This is a genomic window from Actinocorallia sp. API 0066, assembly GCF_020991275.1.
Classification (GTDB): Bacteria; Actinomycetota; Actinomycetes; order Streptosporangiales; family Streptosporangiaceae; genus Actinocorallia.
Window position 1 is genome coordinate 1 of the sequence record NZ_JAJLQY010000024.1, and the last position, 5,038, is coordinate 5,038.

Genomic DNA, 5,038 nt, shown 5'->3' on the forward strand with positions numbered 1-5,038 from the left:
CGTGCTGATGCCGTTCGCGTGGAACCGCGTCGCCCTGCACGCCACCGGCGCGACGAGGCTCCGGGTCCGCGCGAGCCAGGGCCCCGACGGGTTGAGGGTGGATCTGGCCGACACCGCCGGTGATCCGGTCCTGACGCTCGGAGCCCTGACCACACGGCCCGTCGCCACCACCGACCGCACCGCCTCCGACGCGTCGGCACGCGGCGCGCTGTTCGCCGTCGACTGGACCCCCCTCGCCACCGGCCGCGCCCCGGCCGACGCGCCGGCCGGCGCCGTGGTCGCGGACCGGGCCGACCTGCGGGCGCTGGTACCGGACCTCCCGCCGTGGCTGATCCTCGACGCCGGGCAGACCGACGGCGTCGGAGAACTGGCGCGGGTGCGGGTGGTGCTGGCGCGGGTGCTGGAGGTGTTGCAGGTCCACGCGACCGACCCGGCCCTGCGCGGAACCCGGCTGGCGGTGGTGGTCCGGGGTGCGGGCAGTGATCCGGTGGCGTCGGCGGTCGCCGGGCTGACCCGCTCGGCCCAGTCCGAGAACCCGGGACGTGTCCTGCTGGTCGACCTCGCCTCGGACGCCGCGGAACTCGTCGACCTGCCGGGTCCGCTGGAGCAGGCCGCCGCCGCGGACGCATGGGAGATCCGCCTCCGGGACGGGCAGATCGAAGTCCCCCGGCTCACCCGCGCCCCCCAAGAGGACTTCGCGGCCGGGGACCTGGGTGCCGGCTGCGTGGTCGTCACCGGAGGAACCGGGACCCTGGGCGCCCTCGTCGCCCGCCACCTCGTCGCCGCCCACGCGGTCCGGAGCCTGGTGCTGGTCTCCAGGCAGGGCCTCGCCGCGCCCGGCGCCGCACAGCTGCGGGCCGAACTGGAGGCCGCTGGCGCCCACGTGCGGATCGTCGCCGCCGACGTGGCCGACCGGGGCCAGGCCGAGGCGATCCTGGACGCGGTTCCGGGGCCGCTCAGCGGGGTGATCCACACCGCCGGCGTGTTGGACGACGCCGTCCTGGGCGGGCTCACCCCTGAACGGCTGGAGACCGTGCTGCGTCCGAAGGCGGACGCGGCCACACATCTGGACGAGCTGACCCGGGGGCTCGGATTGGCCGCGTTTGTGCTGTTCTCCTCCGTCGCCGGGGTGCTGGGCACTCCGGGGCAGGGGAACTACGCGGCGGCGAACTGCTATCTCGACGCCCTGGCCACCCGGCGGCGGGCCGCCGGCGAGGCCGCGGTGTCCCTCGCCTGGGGTTACTGGGCGCCGACGAGCACGATGACCGAGCACCTCGGCCAGTCCGACCTGGCACGCATGAGCCGCATCGGGATGGGCGCGCTGGATCCCGAGCCGGGTATGGCGCTGCTGGACCAGGCCCTCACCTCCCGTCAGCCGACGCTGGTCCCGATGGTGCTGGACCTGGCGGTGCTGCGCCGCCACCACGATCCGGTCCCTCCGCTGCTCCAGGCCCTGGCCGGGCCGCAGCGCCGCACCGCCGCCACCGGCGCCGTCGGAGCATGGCAGGCGAGGCTGGCCGCGATGACGCGGGAGGAGCAGGTGGCCCATCTGGTCGGCCTGGTCCGCGCGGAGGCCGCCGTGGTCCTGGGCGCCCCCGGTCAGGACCTGGTGCGGGCCGACCAGGCGTTCAACGACGCGGGGTTCGATTCCCTGACCTCGGTCGAGCTGCGCAACCGGCTCACCGCGGTGACCGGAACACTCCTGCCCGCGACGCTGGTGTTCGACCACCCCACCCCCGCCGCGCTCGCCGACCACCTGTTCGGCGAGCTGGCCGGTCTCACCCCGGCGCACGCCGCGATCCCCACCGCGAAGATCGTCACGGACGAGCCCGTCGCCATCGTCGGTCTGGGACTGCGGCTGCCCGGCGGCGTGGACGGCCCGGCCGCGTTGTGGGACCTCCTGTCGTCGGGCGCGGACGTGGTGGGGGAGTTCCCCACCGACCGGGGCTGGGACCTGGACGGCCTGTTCGACCCGGACCCCGACGCGCCGGGGAAGTCCTACGTCCGCGAGGGCGGGTTCGTCACCGACGCGGCCGGGTTCGACGCGGGGTTCTTCGGGATCAGTCCGCGTGAGGCGTTGGCGATGGATCCGCAGCAGCGGCTGCTGCTGGAGACCTCCTGGGAGGCGCTGGAACACGCCGGGATCGACCCGTCCTCCCTGCGGGGCCGGCACGTGGGCGTCTACACCGGGCTGATCGCCAACGACTACCAGACCGCCGCCGACGCCTCGGCCGCACTTCCGGAGCTGGACGGATACCGGTCGACGGGTGCGATCTCCAGTGTCGCGTCCGGGCGTATCTCGTACGTGCTGGGCTTGGAGGGCCCGGCGGTGAGCGTGGACACGGCATGCTCGTCATCGCTGGTGGCGTTGCACCTGGCCGCACAGGCGCTGCGCGCGGGTGAGTGCTCGATGGCCCTGGCGGGCGGCGTGACGGTGATCGCGCATCCGGGCGTGTTCGTCGAGTTCTCCCGGCTCCGGGGCATGGCCCTCGACGGCCGCTGCAAGGCGTTCTCCGACGTCGCCGACGGCATGGGCTGGGCCGAGGGTGCCGGGATGCTGGTGCTGGAGCGTTTGTCGGATGCGCGGCGGCTCGGGCATGAGGTGCTGGCGGTGGTCCGGGGTAGTGCGGTGAATCAGGATGGCGCGTCCAATGGGTTGACGGCTCCCAACGGTCCTTCCCAGCAGCGGGTGATTCGTCAGGCATTGGCGAGTGCTGGCCTTGCTCCGGCTGAGGTGGATGCGGTGGAGGCGCATGGCACCGGGACGGCTCTGGGTGATCCGATCGAGGCGCAGGCGCTGCTGGCGGTGTACGGCGATCGTGGCGAGCAGGGTGAGCCGTTGTGGTTGGGGTCGGTGAAGTCGAACATCGGCCACACCCAGGCTGCGGCCGGTGTCGCGGGGATCGCCAAGATGGTTCTGGCGCTGCGGCACGGTGTGCTGCCCCGGACTTTGCATGCCGAGACGCCTTCGTCGAAGGTCGACTGGACAGCGGGGAACGTCCGAGTGCTGGCCGAGGAACAGGCTTGGCCGCAGACCGGTCGTCCGCGCCGCGTCGGCGTGTCCTCCTTCGGGATCAGCGGTACCAACGCCCACGTCATCCTTGAGCAGGCCCCGGACACCCCTGACATCCCTGGTACGCCCAGCGGGCCTGTGTCGGATGTGTCGGGTGTGGTGCCGTTGGTGGTGTCGGCGCGGTCTCCGGAGGGTCTGCGGGCTGCGGCAGGGCGGCTGGCTGACTTCCTGGCTCTCGAATCTGGTCGGGGTTGGGGGTTGGGGGAGGTCGGCGGGGCGTTGCTGTCTGGTCGTCCGGTGTGGGAGTTCCGGGCTGCGTTGGTGGCTGCCGGTCGGGACGAGGCCGTGGCGGGGCTGCGTGCGGTGGCTGCTGGGGATGCGGGGTCCTCGGGGGCGGCTGGTACGGGCCCGGTGGTGTTGACGTTCGCTGGTCAGGGTGCTCAGCGGGCCGGGATGGGCCGGGACCTGCGTGAGGTGTTCCCGGTGTTCGCGGCTGCGTTCGACGAGGTGTGCGCGGCGTTGGACGCCGAAATGAGCGAGGTGGCGGAATTCCCCCTTCGAGAGGTGGCGTTCGCTGATCCGGGCTCGGATCTGGCGGGCTTGTTGGATCAGACCCTGTATACGCAGTCGGTGTTGTTCGCCTTTGAGGTCGCGTTGTGGCGTTTGGTGGAGTCGTGGGGTGTGCGGGCGCAGGCGTTGGTGGGTCATTCCATCGGTGAGTTGGCTGCGGCGTTCGCGGCCGGGGTGTGGTCATTGGAGGATGCCGCCCAGGTGGTGGTCGCCCGGGCCCGGTTGATGCAGGCTCTCCCGGCCGGGGGCGCGATGGCGTCGCTGGCCGCCGGTGAGGATCAGGTCGTCGGGCTTGTGGCCGATCGTGCCGGGGTGTGGGTCGCGGCCGTCAACGGACCGAGGGCGGTGACGGTCTCCGGGGAGCAGGCCGCCGTTGAGGAGCTGGTTGCTGCTGCGGCTGGTGCGGGGATTCGGGCGCGGCTGCTGCCGGTCAGTCATGCGTTCCATTCGCCGTTGATGGATCCGATGTTGGCGGAGTTCGGCGTTGTGGCGGCTGGTGTCGCCTACCGGGAGCCTTCGGCGGCCGGGCGGCGGGAGTGGACGTCGCCGGACTACTGGGTGCGGCAGGTCCGTGAACCCGTCCGTTACGCCGACGCTTTGGCTGAGGCTCTGACCTTGGCCGGGGTCGAGGCTGGTGGCGGCGCCGGGTTTGTGGTCGAGATCGGCCCGGACGGGAGTCTCACCTCGCTGGCCCGGACCAGCGACCACCCGGCTGCGGTGGCGGTCGCGTTCTCGCGTCGGAACCAGCCTGAGGTGGCTGCCGCTGTCGCTGGGCTGGCGGAGTTGTGGGCTGCTGGAGGGCCGGTCGCTCAGACTGCTCTGGCCGCGTTGATCCCCGGCGCCCAGGTGCCGGGGCGGGTTGTGCCGTTGCCGACCTACCCGTTCCAACGCGACCGTTACTGGCTCAGCCCCAATCCTGCTGCCGGTCAGGTGGCCGGGGGTCATCCGCTGTTGGGCACGGTGGTGGAGGTGCCCGGCGGGGTGATGCTGGCCGGGCGGGTGTCGTTGCGCACTCATCCGTGGCTGGCCGACCATGCGATCGCCGGTGCGGTTGTGATCCCCGGTGCCGCTCTGGTCGAACTCGCCATCACCGCCGGAGACCGGATCGACTGTCCTGTCCTGGATGAGCTCGTAATCCACGCTCCCCTGCCGGTCCCGCTGTCCGGCGCCGTCGAGATCCAGGTCCACGTCACCGACACCGACGCCACCGGACGCCATCCGGTGACGGTGAGTTCCCGTCCGGCAGGCGCGCAGGACTGGCAGCGGAACGCTGAGGGCTTCCTCACCGCGACTGTGAGCGCAGCCGATCAGACCGGCGCGGCGATCTCGGGAACGTGGCCGCCGCCGGGGGCGCACCCGGTCCCCGTCCAGGACTTCTACGAGAACCTCGCCGACCACGGTTACGCCTACGGGCCGTCGTTCCAGGGTCTGATCGCGGCGTGGGCCGGTGACGGG

1 protein-coding gene is annotated in these 5,038 nt (G+C 72.4%); it reads left to right on the forward strand.

What is annotated here, in order from left to right:
- Positions 1-5,038: type I polyketide synthase (locus tag LO762_RS32140; protein ID WP_230620124.1), on the forward strand; the 5,038-nt coding region annotated here is incomplete at both ends.